The organism is Streptomyces rimosus subsp. rimosus, assembly GCF_000720725.1.
In the GTDB taxonomy this organism is placed as follows: domain Bacteria; phylum Actinomycetota; class Actinomycetes; order Streptomycetales; family Streptomycetaceae; genus Streptomyces; species Streptomyces rimosus_A.
Genome location: NZ_JOCQ01000025.1, coordinates 1 through 18,227, shown reverse-complemented (window position 1 = coordinate 18,227; position 18,227 = coordinate 1). Strand labels below are relative to the sequence as shown.

Annotated in this window: 15 protein-coding genes and 1 pseudogene; 10 read left to right on the top strand and 6 right to left on the bottom strand. The window is 71.5% G+C overall.

Going from position 1 to position 18,227, the window contains the following annotated elements; genetic code table 11:
* Positions 1-37: 37 nt before the first annotated feature.
* Positions 38-1,987: an AMP-dependent synthetase/ligase gene (locus IH45_RS0115345; protein WP_030667295.1), complete on the top strand. Its 1,950-nt coding sequence runs from the start codon at positions 38-40 to the stop codon at positions 1,985-1,987.
* Positions 1,988-2,112: 125 nt separating this feature from the next.
* On the opposite strand, the gene IH45_RS0115340 is transcribed toward IH45_RS0115345, so the two are convergent.
* The 3 genes from IH45_RS0115340 to IH45_RS0115330 form a co-directional block, all read right to left on the bottom strand.
* A complete protein-coding gene (locus tag IH45_RS0115340) occupies positions 2,113-3,336 on the bottom strand; it encodes a lipase family protein (protein ID WP_050514876.1) in 1,224 nt (407 codons plus the stop codon).
* An 83-nt stretch (positions 3,337-3,419) separates the two neighbouring features.
* Complete coding sequence (locus IH45_RS0115335) at positions 3,420-4,514, bottom strand: AraC family transcriptional regulator (RefSeq protein WP_032917533.1); 1,095 nt, start codon at positions 4,512-4,514, stop codon at positions 3,420-3,422.
* Between the two features lie 349 nt (positions 4,515-4,863).
* The gene (locus IH45_RS0115330) at positions 4,864-5,067 is read right to left on the bottom strand and encodes a cold-shock protein (RefSeq protein WP_030667277.1); all 204 of its coding nucleotides are present in this window, start codon (positions 5,065-5,067) and stop codon (positions 4,864-4,866) included.
* Between the two features lie 260 nt (positions 5,068-5,327).
* Here IH45_RS0115330 and IH45_RS0115325 point away from each other — a divergent pair, with 260 nt between their 5' ends.
* Positions 5,328-6,227, top strand: a complete 900-nt coding sequence (locus IH45_RS0115325) for a menaquinone biosynthetic enzyme MqnA/MqnD family protein (RefSeq protein ID WP_078897586.1) — start codon at positions 5,328-5,330, stop codon at positions 6,225-6,227.
* 558 nt (positions 6,228-6,785) lie between these two features.
* Here IH45_RS0115325 and IH45_RS0115320 read toward each other — a convergent pair.
* Positions 6,786-7,817, bottom strand: coding sequence for an alpha/beta hydrolase (locus IH45_RS0115320; protein ID WP_030667273.1), 1,032 nt, complete (start codon positions 7,815-7,817; stop codon positions 6,786-6,788).
* Between the two features lie 432 nt (positions 7,818-8,249).
* Here IH45_RS0115320 and IH45_RS0115315 point away from each other — a divergent pair, with 432 nt between their 5' ends.
* The 6 genes from IH45_RS0115315 (at position 8,250) to IH45_RS0115285 (ending at position 14,171) form a co-directional block, all read left to right on the top strand.
* On the top strand, positions 8,250-10,055 hold the full coding sequence (locus IH45_RS0115315; RefSeq protein WP_030667271.1) for a serine/threonine-protein kinase: 1,806 nt from the start codon (positions 8,250-8,252) through the stop codon (positions 10,053-10,055).
* A 152-nt stretch (positions 10,056-10,207) separates the two neighbouring features.
* Entirely contained in the window at positions 10,208-11,407 is a 1,200-nt protein-coding gene (gene mqnC / locus IH45_RS0115310; RefSeq protein ID WP_030667263.1) for a cyclic dehypoxanthinyl futalosine synthase, read from the top strand.
* 8 nt (positions 11,408-11,415) lie between these two features.
* Positions 11,416-11,961 carry an imidazolonepropionase-like domain-containing protein gene (locus IH45_RS0115305; protein WP_030667260.1) on the top strand — a complete coding sequence of 182 codons (546 nt, stop codon included), beginning with the start codon at positions 11,416-11,418 and terminating at the stop codon, positions 11,959-11,961.
* A gap of 112 nt (positions 11,962-12,073) precedes the next feature.
* A complete protein-coding gene (locus IH45_RS0115300; protein WP_030667258.1) occupies positions 12,074-12,679 on the top strand; it encodes a Uma2 family endonuclease in 606 nt (201 codons plus the stop codon).
* Positions 12,680-12,683: 4 nt separating this feature from the next.
* Positions 12,684-13,241 (top strand): Uma2 family endonuclease, encoded by a 558-nt coding sequence (locus IH45_RS0115295; protein WP_030667256.1) that lies wholly within the window; start codon positions 12,684-12,686, stop codon positions 13,239-13,241.
* Positions 13,242-13,472: 231 nt separating this feature from the next.
* Positions 13,473-14,171 carry a demethylmenaquinone methyltransferase gene (locus IH45_RS0115285; protein WP_030667254.1) on the top strand — a complete coding sequence of 233 codons (699 nt, stop codon included), beginning with the start codon at positions 13,473-13,475 and terminating at the stop codon, positions 14,169-14,171.
* 125 nt (positions 14,172-14,296) lie between these two features.
* Here the strand turns inward: IH45_RS0115285 and IH45_RS0115280 are convergent, their stop codons facing one another.
* Positions 14,297-14,848, bottom strand: a complete 552-nt coding sequence (locus tag IH45_RS0115280) for a GNAT family N-acetyltransferase (RefSeq protein WP_050514875.1) — start codon at positions 14,846-14,848, stop codon at positions 14,297-14,299.
* Between the two features lie 149 nt (positions 14,849-14,997).
* Here IH45_RS0115280 and IH45_RS0115275 point away from each other — a divergent pair, with 149 nt between their 5' ends.
* Together IH45_RS0115275 and IH45_RS0115270 are read left to right on the top strand one after the other, a co-directional pair.
* Complete coding sequence (locus IH45_RS0115275; RefSeq protein WP_030667249.1) at positions 14,998-16,281, top strand: geranylgeranyl reductase family protein; 1,284 nt, start codon at positions 14,998-15,000, stop codon at positions 16,279-16,281.
* A gap of 307 nt (positions 16,282-16,588) precedes the next feature.
* Positions 16,589-17,734 (top strand): DUF418 domain-containing protein, encoded by a 1,146-nt coding sequence (locus IH45_RS0115270; protein WP_030667247.1) that lies wholly within the window; start codon positions 16,589-16,591, stop codon positions 17,732-17,734.
* Here the strand turns inward: IH45_RS0115270 and IH45_RS0115265 are convergent.
* Positions 17,655-18,227, bottom strand: a pseudogene (locus IH45_RS0115265) (hypothetical protein); the annotation flags it as partial. The gene IH45_RS0115270 and the pseudogene IH45_RS0115265 sit on opposite strands and share 80 nt — an antisense overlap.

Below are 18,227 nucleotides of genomic sequence, written 5' to 3'. Positions count from 1 at the left end.
CCGGCCGCCGCGCTCACCGCGGGACGAGGAGCCGCTCGTGTCCAGTCGGGAACTGCAAGGCGGGCCCTCGGCGCCCGCTCGGGTGGAGCCGCGCACGCAGGTGCGGGGCGGGGTCGTACGGGAGGTGTCCGTACCGCCGTTGGCGTCGCCGGTGCGGACCGGTTCACTGGGAGACATCCCCTTCGACAACGCCGCGCAAGCGCCGGACGACGTGGTCCTGGCGCGCAAGAAGGCGGGCCAGGGGGCCGGGGGCGCGTGGCGGGACGTGAGCGCCGCCGAGTTCGCCGCCGAGGTGCTCGCCGTGGCCAAAGGCCTGATCGCGCATGGGCTGCGGCCCGGCGACCGGCTGGCCGTCATGGCCCGTACGACCTACGAGTGGACGCTCGTGGACTTCGCCGCCTGGGCGGCCGGGCTGGTCACCGTACCGGTCTATCCCACCTCCTCGGCCCACCAGACGCACTGGATCCTGCGGGATTCGGGCGCCGCGGCCTGTGTCGTGGAGAGCGTCGAGCAGACCCGGCTGATCAGCTCGGTCCGCTCCGGGCTGCCGGACCTGGAGCATCTGTGGCAATTCGACACCGGCGCCATCGCGCAGATCGTCGCGGCGGGCCGGCGGCTGCCGAACGTGCTGGTGACCGAGCGGCGGGCGGCCACCGGCCCCGGTGACATCGCCACCCTCGTCTACACCTCCGGCACCACCGGCCGCCCCAAGGGCTGTGTGCTCACCCACGGCAACTTCTTCGCCGAGGTCGACAACGCGACCGAACTGCTGCACCCGGTCTTCAAGTCGGTCAGCAGCGAGCCCGCCTCGACGCTGCTGTTCCTGCCGCTGTCGCACGTCTTCGGGCGGATGGTCGCGGTCGGCTGCCTGCGCGCGCGGGTACGCCTCGGCCACGCGCCCAGCATCCGTACCGAGGACCTCATCGCCGACCTGGCCACGTTCCGGCCGACGTTCCTGCTCGCGATCCCCTACGTCCTGGAAAAGGTCTACAACACCGGCCGCGCCACCGCCGAGAAGATGGGCCGGGCCGCCTCCTTCGACCGCGCGGCCCGCATCGCCCGGCGCTACGGGGAAGCCGTCGAGGCCAGGGAGCACGGCACCGGCAGCGGTCCGGGCGCGGCGCTGAAGGCCGCCCGCCGGCTGTACGACCCGCTGGTCTACCGCCGTATCCGGGCCGCGCTCGGCGGCAAGGTCCGCTACGCGATCTGCGGCGGTTCCCCGCTCGGCCACCGGCTCGCGGCCTTCTACGCCGGCGCGGGCATCGAGATCTTCGAGGGCTACGGGCTGACCGAGACCACCGCGGCGGCCACCCTCACCCCGCCGCTGAAACCCCGTATCGGCACGGTGGGCCGGCCGCTGCCCGGTACCGCCGTCCGGATAGCGGACGACGGTGAGGTGCTGCTGCGCGGCGGCCAGGTCTTCGCCGGCTACTGGGACGCCGCGACCGGCGGCCCGCTGCTGCCGGACAACGGGAACGGCGGCTGGCTGGCGACCGGGGACCTCGGGGCCCTGGACGCCGACGGCTATCTGACCATCACCGGCCGCAAGAAGGAGCTGATCGTCACCTCCGGCGGCAAGAACGTCGCCCCGGCTCCGCTGGAGGACCGGCTGCGGGCCCACCCGCTCGTCGGCCAGTGCATGGTCGTCGGCGACGACCGCCCGTACGTCACCGCGCTGATCACGCTGGAGGCCGACGGCCTGGCGCACTGGCGGCTGATGAAGAAGAAGCAGCAGGTGCCGATGGCCGAACTGGTCACGGACGACGTGCTGTTGGCCGACATCCAGGATGCCGTGGACGACGCCAACAAACTGGTGTCACGGGCCGAGTCGATACGCCGCTTCACCGTGCTGCCGGTGGACTTCACGGAGGAGGGCGGTCATCTCACGCCGTCCCTGAAGCTGCGGCGGGCCGCCATCGCCCGCGACTTCGCCAAGGAGATCGAGGAGTCGTACATACGGGGAGGGAGCGAGGCGCCCGGACCCTGATGCCACGTTAACTGACCCACCGGTAACGTGGTGGGAGCCGGGCCCGGCAAACCGGAACCCCGTGTCACCTCTGTGGGGGAAGTGGCGCGGGGTTCCTTGCCGCGTGCGCGTCAACCGGCGCGGCGTCAGCCGCAGTTGGCGCTCGTCGCCTGCCCGGCGAAACGATCCGCCAGCCAGTTGGCCGCCGGTACGGCACCCGCGACCGCGCCGATCACGTGCTCGCCCAGCGGGATCGCGGTCCACCGCACGTCGGCGCCCTTGGCGCACCAGTCCGCGCGCAGCTGCTTGCCGACGCCGTACGGGATCAGCTCGTCGAGCGTGCCGTGGTAGAGGAACACCGGCGCGTCCGGCCTGCGCGTACCGAGGTCGGACGCGCGCAGCCGCTGCTGCCAGTCCGCCTCGTCCAGGGGGTTCTTCACCGTCACGTCGGAGATCTTCTTGAACGCGCCCGCGATGCCGTCGATCGCCACGCAGTGGTTCTTCATGAAGTCGACGTAGTGGCGGCCCTTGGCGTTGAGGTACTTCGCCAGGTCCAGTTCGGGGAACGCGGCGTCCTGGCCGACGGCGGCCATCAGGATCAGGCCCGCGCCCACGTTGCCGTTGTTGAAGTCGGCGACCTTGAGCAGATCCGCCGGGACCCCGCCGGTCGCGGTGCCCTTGACCTTCAGCTCGGGCGCGTACGTACCGTGCAGCTCGGCCGCCCAGCCCGACGCCTGGCCGCCCTGCGAATAGCCCATGATCCCGACCGGGGAGTCCTTGGTGACGCCCGCCTGTACGGCGCCGGGCAGGCGCTGGGCGGCGCGGGCCGCGTCCAGCACGGCCTGCCCTTCGGCCCGGCCGACGGTGTACGTGTGTTCGCCGGGTGTGCCCAGGCCCTCGTAGTCGGTCACGGCCACCGCCCAGCCGCGCGCCGTGAGCTGCTGGATGAGGTTGGCCTCGACGGTGGTGCCCTTGGGGAAGCCGGCCGAGGGCGCGCAGTGGTCGGCGAGGCCGACCGTACCGACGGCGTACGTGACCAGGGGGCGCGGACCGGTGCGGCCGTCGTCCGGGACGATGACCGTGCCGGAGACGACGTTCGGGGTGCCCTTGGCGGTGGTCGACCGGTACTCCATGTGCCAGGCGCGGGTACGGGTCGGCTGGCCCGGCAGCGGGTGGAACGAGGTGGGGGACGACGTCACGATGTCGCCGGGGCGCGCGGCCGTCCGGGTGGCCGTGTCCGCCGGGGCGGGCTGCGCGGTGGCGGCGGCGTTCGTGAGGCCGAGCGAGAGGGCGAGCGCCGTGGCGGCGGTGACGGCGGTGGTGCGCAGCGCGCGGGACGCACGCCGGTCCTGGGGGGTGTGTGGCACCATGCGGCTCTCCCAACGGTCCGGAGGACGGGGTAGTGGGGGTGACCGTAGTGACCCGCGGGTAAGTACGGCGCTGACCAGGACGCTCAGCTTTGCTGACCGGGTGGGGCAGCGGCGTGGGCGCGCAGCCGGTACGCGCCCGGTGTGGTCCCCGTCCACCGGCGGAACGCCCGGTGGAATGCGGTGTCCTCGGAGAAGCCCAGCCGCGCCGCCAGCGCGGCGATCGGCTCCCGGCCCGCCGCCAGCGCGCTGATCGCCGCGTCCCGGCGCACCGCGTCCTTCAGGCGCCGGTACGAGGTTCCCTCCGCCTGGAGCCGGCGGCGCAGCGTCGCCGGGCTCACCGCCAGCCGCGCCGCGACCTCCGCCGCCTCCGGCAGCCGTACCGGGCCGGGGCCGCGCAGGGCCGGGGCGAGCGTGCGGCGCACCCGCTCGGCGAAGGTCGTGCCGTACTCCCGTCGGCCCAGCAGGCCGGCGGGCGCCCCCCGCCGCATCGCCGCCAGCGCGGCCTCGTCCCGGACGACCGGCGCCGCGAGCCAGCGGGCGTCGAAGACCGCCGCGGTGCGCGGCGCGCCGAAGCGCACCGCGCAGTCGAAAAGCAGCTCGTACTCGTGGGCGTGCGCGGGGGCCGGGTGGGCGAAGCGCATCCCGTACAGCGGGATGTGGCGTCCGATGAGCCAGCTGGAGAGCCGGTGCCAGATGATCATCACGGACTCGGCGAGAAAGGCGGCCTCGGGGTAGGGGCGCAGATCACTGTGGAGGGAGAACTCGGCGGTGCCCGCACGGTCGCCGGGCCGATCCTCGAACCGATCCTCGAACGGATTCCCACCGCTCGCCGCCGTCACCGCCATCTCGGGCCCGCCGGGGAACAGCCCGTAGAACCGTACGGCCCGCTCCAGCGCCGTACCGAGATCCGGGCAGCCCACGCAGGCGAGCCCCATCATCGCGAAGGTGCCCCGGCGGCTGGGCCGCGGCCCGAGCCCCAGGAACTCGTCGTCCGTGGCCCGCCGCAGCTCATGGACCAGCCGGGCGAACCGGTCCGCCGCCACCCGCGCCCGGTCGTCCCCGAGCAACAGCGGCGGAATCCCCGCGGCCTGCAGCAACGGCACGGTGTCCAGCCCCGTCCGCCGCGCCCCGCCGAGGACGGCCCGCACATGGTGCACCGCGATGGTCGGCCCGGTCATGGCGCATCACGGTAGCCGCAGCGGGCGGGGAGGTCAGGAGGGGCGGCGGTATCCGGAGGGCGGCGGTATTCGGAGGGCGGCGGTATTCGAAGGGAGCCTGCGCACACCGGCCGGGACGGGCCGGGTCAGGTCGGGTCGGGTCGGGTCGGCGGAATCAAGCCCGTCCGGCGCTTGAGGACAAGCAGGCCGGAGGCCGCGGCCCCACCGGCACCGCGCGGGCGCGCACACAGTAAACCGGCCGGGCTCAGCGGCGAGCGAAAAGGCAGGAGCCCCGTCCTCTTCCGATAAGGAAGAGGCGGGGCTCCTTGGGTACTGCTAAGTCGAACCGCGATCAGTCGGTCCGGGCAACTTAGGCCGGGGTGACGTTCTCCGCCTGCGGGCCCTTCGGGCCCTGCGTGACGTCGAAGGTCACCTGCTGGTTCTCCTCCAGGGAGCGGAAACCAGAGGCGTTGATCGCAGAGTAGTGAACGAAGACATCCGGGCCGCCGCCGTCCTGGGCGATGAAGCCGAAGCCCTTTTCAGCGTTGAACCACTTCACGGTTCCGGTAGCCATAAGCCCTCCTTGGGCCAAAGGGTTGCCCTGCTCCAGAACCTGCAAGAAGTCTGAAAACTACAAAAGCCTGCGGCGTCACATGCTCCGCAGGCTCTGTACTGCAAGGGAAACCAAACTGCAACTTGCGCTGAGCGTAGCACGGGGCGGTTGTAGGGCGGAAGAGCCAAAGATCACGTTTACCCGGGCGGTGGAGCGGTTCGAGAGGCGCCGCACGAGGCCCCGCCGCATCGTCCGGCACGGGCCGGGTCTAGCCTCCGCATGTGGACAATTCAACCGTTGGAGACGCATCCGCAGGAGCCGCCGGCGGCCATCGCCGCAGCCGGCCGCGGGTGGGCCACATCCAGTTCCTGAACTGCATGCCCCTGTACTGGGGCCTCGCGCGTACGGGCACGCTGCTCGACCTGGAGCTCACGAAGGACACCCCGGAAAAGCTCAGCGAACAGCTGGTGCGCGGCGATCTCGACATCGCCCCGGTGACCCTCGTGGAGTTCCTGCGGGCCGCCGACGACCTGGTCGCCTTCCCCGACCTGGCGGTCGGCTGCGACGGCCCGGTCATGTCCTGCGTGATCGTGTCGCAGAAGCCCCTGGAGGAGCTGGACGGAGCCCGGGTCGCGCTGGGCTCGACCTCCCGTACATCTGTACGTCTGGCCCAACTGCTGCTGGCCGAGAAGATCGGCGTCACTCCTGACTACTACACCTGCCCGCCCGACCTCGGCCTGATGATGCAGGAGGCGGAGGCCGCGGTCCTGATCGGGGACGCGGCGCTGCGCGCGAACCTGCACGACGCGCCCCGGCTGGGCCTCCAGGTGCACGATCTGGGACAGATGTGGAAGGACTGGACGGGCCTGCCGTTCGTCTTCGCCGTCTGGGCGACCCGGCGCGACTACCTGGAGCGCGAACCGGCGGTCGTACGCAAGGTGCACGAGGCCTTCCTGGCCTCCCGTGACCTGTCTCTGGAGGAGGTCGGCAAGGTGGCCGAGCAGGCCGCGCGCTGGGAGACCTTCGACGAGCAGGTGCTGGAGCGCTACTTCACGACGCTGGACTTCCGCTTCGGCCCGGACCAGCTGCGCGGCGTGACGGAATTCGCCCGCAGAACGGGAGAAACGACCGGCTATCCGGCGGACGTGCGAGTGGACCTCCTGGAGCACCCGCGGGCCTGAGGCCCGATTCCGGCGGCGAATTCCGCGGGTACGTCAGGTATGGGTATGCGGTCGGCATATCGACGGCATATCGATGGCGTGGGGGCAGCTTGACGGGGTGGCGCGGAAGTCGTACGGGGGGCGTACGGAAGCCGCACGGAAGTCGCACGGAAGTCGTGGACGGGGTGCCGAGAAGTCGTGGACGGGGCGCCGAAAAGTTGCCGGGGAACCGTGGAAGGGTCGCCGGGGAACGATAGAAGGGTCACCGGGGAGTCGCCGAGAAGCCGCGGGGAATTCACCGGGACTTTCGAAAGGCCCTTGCGAAATCCCCGGGGGCCTCGAAGGCGCCTTGAGCGGACCTTGGGAAAGGGTGGCAATCCCGCGCGGGCATCGTGTGAACCCGTTGGAGCCCGCTGGGAAAGTCGGTTAGTCGGTCAGGCGTACGAATGGGCTGGTCGTACGGATCGGTCGGCTGTACGGATCGGCCGACCGCATGGATCGGTCGGCCGTACAAGCGTCCCGCGGCGCGCGTCGGTTCGCGCCGCGTCACGTTGCATCACGCGCATCACGTGCATCACGTCACGGCGCGGGCGTCGGTCCCGGCATCACCTTGCTGATCCATTCCATGGTGCCGTCATCCATGCCCCGGACGTACCCCCGGGCGTTGTGGCCACCGCCTTCGATCACCTGAAGGCGGGTCTTGATCGGCCCCTTGCCGTATTTCTTCATGAAGGCTTCCAGCTTGGCCCGGCCACCCTCCTTGGTGCCGATCTGGAAGGCCAGGTGCACGTCCGGTGCGCCGGGCCGGGCGATCAGCGCCTTGGCCAGCTGCTCGGGGTCGTTGGCCTGCATCTCCTTCGGGTGGCCGCGCCACAGCGGCGAGTCCGGCCGCAGGTCCGGGCCGCTGGCGATCACGGCCTTGAACCGGTCGGGGTGCTGGAGCACCTGCTTGAGGCCCACGAAGGCGCCGGACGAGGAGCCCATGAAGGCCCAGCCGTCCCGCGAGGAGAAGGTGCGGAAGTTGGCCTTGACCAGGTCGGGGACGTCGTCGGACATCCAGGTGCCCATCTTCGGCTGCCCCGGGATGTCACTGCCGTCGTAGTAGTGCTTGTCATCCGCGTTCAGGACCGGCATCACAACGATGAACGGCTTGCTCTTGCCCGACTTCGACCATTCACTGATGCTGCTCTGCAGCTTCAGGTCGGTTCCCATCCAGTAGTTGACCGGGTAGCCGGGGCCGCCGGGCAGCGCGATGAGGACCGGGAAGGCGCTCTTGGCGTACTTCTCCTCGTAGTACTCCTTGGGCGCCCAGACCCAGACCTTGCCCGTGAACCCGGACTTCTTCCCGTGCAGTGTGGTGACGCCGATCTTGGTCCCGTCGTCCAGCGTGTTCGCCGTCGTGAACTCCGCACGCGGGCCCGTGGGCATCCGTACGCCCGGATCGGCCGTACCGGAAGACCCGCCCTGACCGGCGGAACCGCCCGAGGCGCCGCCGTCCGGTCCGGTCCGGTCGAAGGACATCGGGTCGCCGTTGTCGGAGAAGACGTCGAAGGCGTTCAGTACGGGGACGGAGGCCAGGCCGAGCGCGACGACGGCCGCGCCGATCCACAGGAACCGCTTGCGCCGCCCGGCGCGGGTGCGCCGCGGCCGGGACCGGCGACCGGGGCGACCGGGATCCTCGGGACCTCCGGGGCCCGGACCGTACTGGGCGGAACCATAGGAGGGCTGCTGCCCGGAGCCGTACGGAGGCTGCTCGGCGGAGCCGTACCGGGGCTGCTGCTCGGAACCGTACGGACCCGGCTCGGGGGAGCCGTACGGGGGCTGCTGTCTGGAGCCGTACGGGGGCTGCTGCCCGGAATGGTGCTGCACGGAAGTACTCCGGTGGGTGCGCTGCCCCGCAGGACAAGTCGGACTGTTGTTGGCGTTCCACCTCTTTGGAGGCGAAACCCGTTGTGCGGGTTCACCGGACCCGGCATGACCTGGGTCATAGGCTCGGGCTCTTAGTCTGGGGCGTGATCCGGGCCGGCAGGGGGAGGCGAAGCCATGGAGCCGCTGGAGGCGGACGATCCGCGCGTCATCGGTGCGTACCGGCTGCTGGGCCGGCTCGGCGCGGGCGGCATGGGCCGGGTCTATCTGGGCCGCAGCGCGGGGGGCCGGACCGTCGCGGTGAAGTCCGTGCACGCACGGCTCGCCGCCGACGAGCAGTTCCGGGCCCGCTTCCGGCGCGAGGTGGAGTCCGCGCGCCGGGTCGGCGGCGCCTGGACCGCTCCCGTACTGGACGCCGACCCGGACGCCCCCGTCCCCTGGGTGGCCACCGGTTACGTCGCCGGGCCCTCGCTCACCCGGGCCGTCGAGGACTTCGGCCCGCTGGACGGCGCCGCCGTACGGACGCTGGGCGCCGGGCTGGCCGAGGCGCTGACCGCCGTACACGCCCACGGCCTGGTGCACCGCGACGTCAAACCGTCCAACGTCATGCTCACCCTCGACGGCCCGCTGCTGATCGACTTCGGCATCGCCCGCGCCATGGACGGCGGCGCCGCACTCACCGCCACCGGCGTCTCGGTCGGCTCGCCCGGCTACATGGCGCCCGAGCAGATCCTCGGCCGGAACGTCACCGGCGCCTGCGACGTGTTCTCGCTCGGCGCGGTACTGGCCTACGCGGCCACCGGCGCCGGCCCGTTCACCGGGGACAGCTCGGCCGCTCTGCTCTACAAGGTCGTCCACGAGGACCCCGACCTCGGTGCCGCCCTCACCGGCGAACTGCGCGAGGTGACCGCGGCCTGCCTGGCGAAGCGCCCCGAGGACCGGCCCGCGCCGGGGGAGATCGCGCGGCGGCTGGGTGGTGCGGTGGAGGTGGACGGTGCTCCGGTACGTACCGGATGGCTGCCCGCGCCGCTGGTCGAGCGGGTCAGCCGACAGGCCGTTGAGCTGCTGAATCTGGAGGGGCGAGGAGATCCGCAAGCGCCTGCCGGGGAGGCGGCGGGGGGTTTCGGGCCGCCGGATTCCTCGTACGGAGCGAACCCGACCCCCTCCCACGGCGGCCCCTCCGGCCTCGTCCCCTTCGACGCCGTGGCCGCCCCCGCCGCCCACCCCGCAGCCAGTTCCGTCGCCTCTGCGCAGCCCCCGCCCCCTGTCCCGCCCCCTGTCCCACCCCAGCCGCAGCACCGCCCCAGCTTCCCTTCCCACCCACATCCCTCGTGGCCAACGGCCGGCGCCCCCACCCAGCCACCGGGCCTGCCGAATCCGCCCGCCCCCAAAGAGCGCCGCCTCACCCTCACCAGCTCCCTCGGTGGCGGTGCCGACAGTCCCGGCCATCGCAGGCTGAGCTGCACGCTCGTGCTCTCCGTGGCCGGTGCGCTCGCCGCGGCGACGACCGCCGCGTTCGTCTTCCAGCTGCTGCCGGGGCAGGGAAGTGGCGAGGGCGGCAAGGACGCGGCCGCGAAGCCGCCCGGCAGCGGGCAGTCCACGGCGCCCGGGGACGCCGGACCCAACGCGTCGGCCGTTCCCAAGGCGTTCCTCGGCACCTGGACCGGTACGGTCCTCACCCGCCACAACCTCCCCAACGGCACCATCACCAGCACCATCACCCCGGGCGCCAAGGGCGACTACGTGGTCCGCACCACGTACGACTTCCTGATCGCCCGGTGCGAGGCCAAGGCCGAGCTGGTGTCCGCCACCGCCGCCACGCTGACCCTCCGGGAGCGCACGGACGGCAAGCCGGGACCCGGCTGTACGGGGGCCGAGGCGGCCGTCACATACACGCTCGGCAAGGACGGCACGCTCGCCTTCGCCTCCGACGACGAGGCGGGCGGCCGCCCCCGCGCGTCCCTGAAGAAGGCGGGCGGCTGACCCGGCCCGTCGGTGAGCAAGACGGGCGGCCGACCCGGTCCGTCCTTGAGGAAGGCGGGCGGCTGTCCCGCCTCCGCCGCCCGCCGCCCGGGGTGTCGGACCGCTGGCGTACGCTGGTTCGGTCGTTATGCCCGCCTCCGAAGGGACGCCCGGTGACCGAGAACGCCGACCTTCAGTCCGTACTCGACCGTGCCGCGGAGGGCGGGCGGATCACGCCCGAGGAGGCGCTCGACCTGTACCGCTCCGCGCCGCTGCACGCGCTGGGCGCCGCCGCCGACGCCGTGCGCCGCCGCCGTTACGCGGGTACGGAGCACATCGCGACGTACATCATCGAGCGCAACATCAACTACACCAACGTGTGCGTGACGGCCTGCAAGTTCTGCGCGTTCTACGCCGCGCCCAAGGACACCGCCAAGGGCTGGACCCGCGACCTCGACGACATCCTGCGCCGCTGCGCGGAGACCGTCGAGCTGGGCGGCACCCAGATCATGTTCCAGGGCGGCCACCACCCGGACTACGGCGTCGAGTACTACGAAGAGCACTTCTCCGCGATCAAGAAGGCGTTCCCGCAGCTGGTCATCCACTCCCTCGGCGCCTCCGAGGTCGAGCACATGGCCCGCATCTCCAAGACCACCGTCGAGGACGCCATCCGCCGTATCCACGCCGCGGGCCTGGACTCCTTCGCGGGCGCCGGCGCCGAGCTGCTGCCGGAGCGCCCGCGCAAGGCCATCGCCCCGCTGAAGGAGTCCGGCGAGCGCTGGCTGGAGATCATGGAGACGGCGCACAAGCTGGGCGTCGAGTCGACCTCCACGATGCTCATGGGTACGGGCGAGACCAACGCCGAGCGCATCGAGCACCTGCGCATGATCCGCGACGTGCAGGACCGTACGGGCGGCTTCCGCGCCTTCATCCCGTACACCTACCAGCCCGAGAACAACCACCTCAAGGGCCGCACCCAGGCGACGCTCTTCGAGTACCTGCGGATGATCGCGATCGCCCGGATCTTCCTCGACAACGTCGCCCACATCCAGGGCTCCTGGCTGACCACCGGCAAGGAGGTCGGCCAGCTGTCGCTGCACTACGGCGCGGACGACCTCGGCTCGATCATGCTGGAGGAGAACGTGGTCTCCTCGGCCGGCGCCAAGCACCGCTCCAACCGCCAGGAGATCATCGACCTGATCCGCAAGGCGGGCCGCGTACCGGCGCAGCGCGCGACCACGTACGAGCACCTGGTCGTGCACGACGACCCGGCCAACGACCCGGTCGACGAGCGTGTGGCCTCGCACATCTCCTCGACGGCCATCGAGGGCGGCACGGCCCACCCCGAGCTGAAGCTCGTCGACGCGAACTGATCCCTCCCGTGCTGACGATCCACCGCGTGCGCGGTGTCCGCCGCGCCCCTGACGGTGCCGCGGACCCCGGGCACGCGGTCGTCGTCTCCGGCGACCGCATCGAGGCCGTCGGCCCGTACGAGGAGCTGTACGAGCGGTACGGCGACCGCGCCCGGGTGCGCGACTGGAACGGCGTCCTGACGCCAGGGCGCCATGAACCCGACGGCGCGGCGCTGCTCGAAACCGCCTACCACCCGGACCCGCGCGAGGCCGGCGAGCTGGGCACCGCCCCCCTCACCGGCGACGCGCTCACCGCCCTCGGCATGACCGAAACCCGCTGGGGCGCCAGCGCCCGCCGGGGCGTGCAGCGTCTGCTCGCCACCGGCACAACATCGATCTCCGGCCCGTTCACCCACCCCGCCGTCCGCACCGCCGTCACCCGCTCGGGCCTGCGCGACCGCCCCGGCCCGCAGGCCCTGGCCCCGGGCGCCCACGCCGACTTCGCCGTCTTCACGGAGGACGGCCGGTGTGTGGTGACGGTCCTGGGCGGCCGACTGGTGTACCGAGGACGCTGACCGCCCCTACCGTCAACGACGAGAAGCCCGTCCATCACTTGGTGTGACGGTACGGTCGTATTCAGGACCGCGAACCGCACTCGCGTCCACACTCGCGTCCATGGGAGCAGTGATGAGCACTGACCGGCGGCTGGAGAAGGCGACTCCGGAGACCTGGATGTTCCCCCCTGCCGACGGCTGGACGCACGAGCAGGTCGATGATTTGGATCTTCCCTTCGACTGGGAACTCGTGGACGGAGTGATCGTGGCTCGAGGGCAGACCGTACCTTGGCACAACCGAGTACGGGACCTGCTCTGGCGGTCTCTGGAGGATGCCCGGTGCGCACCCTTCGAAGTCATGGCCGAACAAAGCGTTCGAGTCAATGAGCGCAACACCCCCAAGCCCGACCTGATCGTCTTCGACGCCCGCGGACAGGACCTCTGGGAGCTGGACTCCGTGCCCGTCCAATGGGTCGTGCTCGTGGTCGAAGTGGTGTCGGCCGGGTCGCAACAGGACGACCGCGTCCGCAAGCCGGCGCTGTTCGCGGCGGCGGGTGTGCCCTACTTCTGGCGGGTCGAGCAGGGCGAGGACAAGGTGCCCGTGGTGCACGAGTTCTGGCTGCACAGGGAAATGGGCGTCTACATCCCGGCTCCGGAGCACCCCGTACATCGCGAGAAGCTGGAGACCGGGCATCCCTTCCCCAACAGCATCGACCTGGCGGGCCTCATCCGCCGCTGAGAACGTGACCGAGCGGGCCACTGCGGCGAACTGGCACCACTGTCATACCGACGGCTGGACGTACGAGCAGGTCAAGGAACTGGACCTGCCGTTCGACTGGGAACTCGTGGACGGAGTGATCTCTCCCCGGGGTTGCGAAGACCTGTGGCACGACTGCGTGCGGGACAACCTCCGATGCTGCTTCACCCGCGCGCTGCACGCTCCGCGTGTTGCGCTGACGCAGCCCACTCTCATCCTCGGCACGCGTACCTTCATCCGTCCGGACATCGCCGTGTTCGACACGAGCGGCTTGTCCGTCCTGACCGATGCCTACCTTCCGGTCGCGCGGGCGGAACTCGTGGTGGAGGTGGTGTCGCCCCTCTCGCTGAGCGAGGACCGGTACCGCAGGCCGGGGCTCTTCTCCGAAGCGGGGGTTCCGTTCCACTGGCGCGTGGAGCGCGGGGCGGACGGCATCCCCGTACTGCGTGAATTCCGGCTCGACGGGAGAGCGGGGACGTACGAGGCGGCGGCCGACCGCCCCTTCCCCATCGCCATCGACCTCACCAGTCTGCTGGAGCTGTGAGGACAGCCGTCAAGAGCTCGTGAAAGCCGCCCCGTACCGCGTCAGGGCCCCGTCAACGCAACCGGAATCCCCGCCCCCGCCCGGCAGGATCTTGTTCGCGGGGACGGCCGATTCGGCCGCTCACGATGCTTTGCAGCTGATGCAGCACCGCTGGACCGCCCGGATGTTCTGAGGGGGGCATCGGGCCGTCCCCGTCCAAAGCCTTCCGGAGCCGTAGGGGACAATGGGCGGGTGACCCGAGCCTCTCTGGACAAGCAGCCGCAGGATGTCGCCGCGATGTTCGACGACGTGGCGGCGCGCTACGACCTGACCAACGATGTGCTGTCCCTCGGGCAGACGCGGCTGTGGCGCAAGGAGGTGGACCGGGCGGTGGCGGCGCGGCCCGCCGAGCGTGTGCTCGATCTCGCCGCCGGTACGGGCACCTCCTCGCTGCCCTTCACGCGCGCCGGCGCGTACGTCGTCCCCTGCGACTTCTCCGTCGGCATGCTGCGCGAGGGCAAGAAGCGCCACCCGTGGATGCCGTTCGTGGCCGGTGACGGCATGCGACTGCCCTTCGCGGACGGCGTGTTCGACGCCGTCACGATCTCCTTCGGGCTGCGCAACGTGCAGGACACGGACGCCGCGCTGGCCGAGCTGTACCGGGTCACCAAGCCCGGCGGCCGGGTCGTCATCTGCGAGTTCAGCGAGCCGACGTGGGAGCCGTTCCGTACGGTCTACACGGAGTACCTGATGCGGGCGCTGCCGCCGGTGGCGCGTGCGGTGAGCAGCAATCCGGACGCGTACGTGTATCTCGCCGAGTCCATCCGCTCCTGGCCCAACCAGCCCGCACTGGCCGCGCGCCTCCAGCAGGTGGGCTGGTCGAAGGTGGCCTGGCGCAACCTGACCGGCGGTGTGGTGGCGATGCACCGGGGGACGAAGCCGGAGGTGTGACGGACCGGGGGCCGCGACCGGCCCCCGCACCCGCGCGGCGCCGCACCTGCACCCGTACGGCGCCGTCCCCGCACCCGTACGGCGCTACCCCCGTACGGCGCCGCGCCTCATGGCGGCGTCCGCCCTCACAGCTCCAGCCGGAAGCAGAAACCTTCCTGCCCGGACGGCGTCCGGAACGTCTCCGCGTGCCGCATGCCGAGCCGGCGCGTCACGGCGATGGACCGTTCGTTCCCGGCCGCGACCATGGCCACCACGCTCCGTACGCCCGCGGCCCGTACCGCCTCCAGCGCGGCCCGGGCCGCCTGCGTCGCGTACCCCTTGCCCCAGTACGCCCGGCCCAGCCGCCAGCCGATCTCGATCTCGCCCACCGGGCCCCAGTCGCGCGGCCACGGCTGCGCGCCGGTGAAGCCGAGGACGGCGCCCGCGCCCGCCCCCTCCGTACCGACCATCGAGTACATGCAGAACCCGTGTTCCGCGTGGTGCCGCCGCTGCCGTGCGGTCAGTTCCTGGTAGACGGACAGTTCGTCGGGGGCGCCGCCGTGGAACTCCATCACGTCCGGGTGCGCGAACACCCGGTGCCAGTGCAGCGCGTCCTCCTCGGACGGCACCCGGAGGGTGAAGCCCGCCGCGGACGGCGGTAGCGGTGCCGGAATCGGCTGTTCCTGTGGCTCCTGCATGGACCGACCAACCCTTCAGATCTCGATCACCGGTGCCCCCATAGACTGACGGGGCCCAGTGCCGGTCGGCACCCAGATATCGACTTCCGGGAGATCCCGCCGTGACCGAATCCGCGACTGAGTCCGTGAGCGAGTCCGTGAGCGCCTCCGTGACCACCCCCCGCTCCGAGCACCGCGCGGATGTCATCGTCGTCGGGGCCGGTCCGGCCGGCTCGGCGACCGCGTACCACCTCGCCAAGTCCGGCCTGGACGTCCTCCTCCTGGAGAAGACCGCCTTCCCGCGCGAGAAGGTCTGCGGCGACGGCCTCACCCCCCGCGCCACCAAGCAGCTGATCTCCATGGGGATCGACATCTCCGAGGAGGCGGGCTGGCTGCGCAACAAGGGCCTGCGCATCATCGGCGGCGGCAACCGCCTCCAGCTCGACTGGCCGGACCTGGCCTCGTACCCGGACTACGGGCTGGTCCGCAAGCGCGACGACTTCGACGAGCAGCTCGCGCGCCAGGCGCAGAAGGCCGGCGCGCGCCTGTACGAGCGCTGCAACGTGGGCGCGCCGGTCATCAACGACCTGACCGGCCGCATCGAGGGCGTCCAGGCGAAGCTGGGCGAGGAGAAGACGCCGGTCACCTTCCACGCCCCGCTCGTGGTCGCGGCGGACGGCAACTCCACCCGCCTCTCGCTGGCGATGGGCCTGCACCGCCGCGAGGACCGTCCGATGGGCGTCGCGGTCCGTACGTACTTCACCTCGCCCCGGCACGACGACGACTACCTCGAATCCTGGCTGGAGCTGTGGGACCGCCGCGGCGCGCAGGACCGGCTGCTGCCCGGCTACGGCTGGATCTTCGGCATGGGCGACGGTACGAGCAACGTCGGCCTCGGCGTCCTGAACACGTCCTCCTCCTTCAAGGAGCTGGACTGGCGCGAGATCCTCAAGGCGTGGTGCGCGTCCATGCCCGCCGACTGGGGCTACACCCCGGAGAACATGACCGGCCCGATCCGCGGCGCCGCCCTCCCCATGGCCTTCAACCGCCAGCCGCACTACACCAAGGGCCTGCTGCTCGTCGGTGACGCGGGCGGCCTGGTCAACCCGTTCAACGGCGAGGGCATCGCGTACGCCATGGAGTCCGGCGCGATCGCCGCCGAGGTCATCGTCCAGGCGCACGCCCGCGCCACGTACGCGCAGCGCGAGCTGGCCCTCCAGCGCTACCCGAAGATCCTCAAGGACACCTACGGCGGCTACTACTCCCTCGGCCGCGCCTTCGTGAAGCTCATCGGCAACCCCAAGGTCATGAAGATCGCCACCCAGCGCGGCCTGACCCACCCCCTGCTGATGCGCTTCACCCTCAAGATGCTCGCCAACCTCACCGACCCCACGGGCGGCGACGCGATGGACCGCATCATCAACGGACTGAGCAAGGTGGCGCCGAAGGCGTGACGAGGTCTCCGTCCCGGTCCGGCCGCATCGCATGACGGGGTCTCCGCCCCGCTTCTCCCCTGTCTCCACCCCGCCTCCTCCCTGTCTCCACCCCGCCTCCACCCCCGTTGCATCGAAGGATGTAGCCGGAGGCAGCCCTTTCTCGTCGTAGCGGACGAAGAAGTGGCCGCTGCGCGCCGTGACGATGGTGTGAAAGCCGGGACCAGCGGCGGGAGGCAGCGTGACGGAGACGGCGACGGCGGGAGTTGCCGCAGGGGCGGCGGCGACGCGGGCGGCTACGGGGGACGGGGGTGGCCGGGCGGGACGGCTGGCCCTGCTGGACGTGCTGCGCGGGGTCGCGATCCTCGGGACGCTGATGACCAACGTCTGGATCTTCGCGGCGCCCGGCGCGGAAGTGGGCGTCCTGAAGGGCGGCGCCGCCATGTCGGCGTTCGACGCGTCGTGGCCGGGGATGGCGGAGGGCACCTTCCGGTTCCTCGCGGACGGCAAGTTCCTGTCGATGCTGACGATCCTGTTCGGCGTCGGCCTCGCCATCCAGTTCCGGTCCGCCGCCAAGCATGGCCGCACATGGCCCGGCCGCTACAAGTGGCGGGCGCTGTTCCTCTTCGTCGAGGGCACCGTCCACTTCGTCCTCGTCTTCGCGTGGGACGTGCTGATGGGGTACGCGGTCGTCGCGCTCCTGGTCGCCTGGCAGTTGACGCGTACGGCGCGTACGCAGCGGGTGCTGATGGCGGTGGCGGCCGGTGTGCATGTGGCGGTGCTGGCACTGCTGACGGCTGCCGCGCTCGGCAGCACCGGCGGCCAGGGTGGCAGCGGTAGCGGTAGTGGTGGCGGGGCCAGTGCCGAGGCCGTCGCGACGTACGCCGAGGGCAGTTATCCGCAGCAGATCGCGTTCCGTCTGCACAACGCGATCGGCCTGCGCATCGAGCCCGTCATCTCGTTCGCCCTGCTGGTCTTCCTCTTCCATCTCGGTGTACGGCTGTTCCGGGCGGGCGCCTTCGCCCCGGACGCGAACGGGCGGCGCATCCGGCGGCGGATGTGCGTCTGGGGCCTGAGCATCGGCCTCCCGCTCAACGCCCTGACGGCAGCGGCTGGTTCGGACTTCTATCTGCTGGGCCGGTACGGTGCGGCCCCGGTCGTCGCGATCGGCTACCTGGGCCTCATCGGCCTGATCGTCGACCGCGTGCGGCGTCCCGGCCCGCTCACCGCCGGGCTCAGCGCGATCGGCCGTACGGCGCTGTCCTGCTACGTCTTCCAGAACGTGCTGTGCATGCTGGCCTGTTACGGCATCGGCCTCGGCCTGGCCGCGCGCTGGGCGGATCACGGGCCGTGGTGGGTGATGGGCCTGTGGGTGGTGGTGTGCGTGGTGCTGTTCACCGGGGCCCGGCTATGGCTGCGGTACTTCGCGCACGGGCCGCTTGAGACCGTCCAGAGGCGGCTGCTCCGGTCCTGAGGTGGTAGGGCGCCTGGACGTTGCGGAGCGCGGCGGGACGTTGCGGCGTCGGTGACTCCGCCTCGTCGGCCGCCGGCTCCTGCGTACGGCAGGCGCGGCAGCGTGTCGCCGACGGGGCCGGGCCCTCGGACGGCGCCGAGCTGACGAAGGGGCGCTCGCAGCCTGTGCAGCACACCCGGACGGAAGCGGGCCCGGCGGACCGCGGGGACAGGCCCGGCACCACGGGCCGGGCGGGAAGCGGCGGCGGCAGCCACTCGGTGAGCCGGTACTCCGCGACGGCGGCCGGAGAGTAGATGACGCCGGGGGGCAGCTCCGAGGTGAGCGTACGGACGACGCTCTCCGGCGGTACGCCACGGTCCAGCCACGCCACCACCGCCGGGGCCAGCCGGCTCACATCGCGCTCGGAGAGCGACATCCGCTCGTCGACGAGCCGGAGGGAGGCGAGGAGATCGGTGGCGGGGGTGGGGATGAGGGTGGGAGCCGGGGCGCGTCG

Bases quoted from the DNA above. Each gene is read 5' to 3' on its own strand.
- IH45_RS0115340 (WP_050514876.1), bottom strand. From the start codon at position 3,336: ATGGTGCCACACACCCCCCAGGACCGGCGTGCGTCCCGCGCGCTGCGC.
- IH45_RS0115335 (WP_032917533.1), bottom strand. From the start codon at position 4,514: ATGACCGGGCCGACCATCGCGGTGCACCATGTGCGGGCCGTCCTCGGC.
- IH45_RS0115330 (WP_030667277.1), bottom strand. From the start codon at position 5,067: ATGGCTACCGGAACCGTGAAGTGGTTCAACGCTGAAAAGGGCTTCGGC.
- IH45_RS0115315 (WP_030667271.1), top strand. From the start codon at position 8,250: ATGGAGCCGCTGGAGGCGGACGATCCGCGCGTCATCGGTGCGTACCGG.
- IH45_RS0115300 (WP_030667258.1), top strand. From the start codon at position 12,074: ATGAGCACTGACCGGCGGCTGGAGAAGGCGACTCCGGAGACCTGGATG.
- IH45_RS0115280 (WP_050514875.1), bottom strand. From the start codon at position 14,848: ATGCAGGAGCCACAGGAACAGCCGATTCCGGCACCGCTACCGCCGTCC.